This window comes from Aeromonas schubertii, assembly GCF_000820105.1.
In the GTDB taxonomy this organism is placed as follows: Bacteria; Pseudomonadota; Gammaproteobacteria; order Enterobacterales; family Aeromonadaceae; genus Aeromonas; species Aeromonas schubertii.
In genome coordinates this window covers 189-749 of sequence record NZ_CDDB01000078.1, presented here as the reverse complement: position 1 = coordinate 749, position 561 = coordinate 189, and the positions used below count along the sequence as shown (strand labels likewise).

At 58.8% G+C, this 561-nt stretch carries 1 protein-coding gene; it reads left to right on the top strand.

The annotated features are described in order from the left end of the window. Window positions 1-54 precede the first annotated feature (54 nt). On the top strand, window positions 55-561 hold a 507-nt coding region (locus tag BN1133_RS15650), incomplete at its 3' end, for a transposase domain-containing protein (protein WP_231686281.1).

The following is a 561-nucleotide window of genomic DNA, read 5'->3' as shown; positions in this document are numbered from 1 at the left end:
CGATCCTTCTGATGTGTGAAAATCCGAAACCTATTGATTGGTTTCGGATTTTTTATGCGCATCGAACAGGCCATCGATTTCCTGCACGCCAGCCAGGCTGCCCAGTTTGAGTCACTTTCCGACCTCATCCCCCCCGAGTTCATCACCACGTTACTCCGCGAGGAGGGTGTCGCTACCCTGCGCCGTCGCCGAATGCCCATGGAGCGCCTGGTGTGGGCCATCATCGGCATGGCTATGTTCCGACATGTCCCCATGAGCCAACTGGTCAATCAGCTTGATATCCTGTTGCCGGGTGAACGCCCCTTTGTCGCCCCCAGCGCCTTTCTGCAAGCGCGCCAAAAGCTTGGCGACAAGAGCATTGAGCGCCTGTTTCACGAGACTGCGGCCTGTTGGCACCAGCACGCCAATCACCCCGGTTGGGCCGGATTGCAGCTGCTCGCCGTCGATGGCGTGATGTGGCGCACACCCGATACCCCGGACAATGCCAGCGCATTTGCCAAACCCGGTACTCAACATGGGGAAACCGCCTATCCACAGGTGCGCATGCTCTGCCAGATGGAG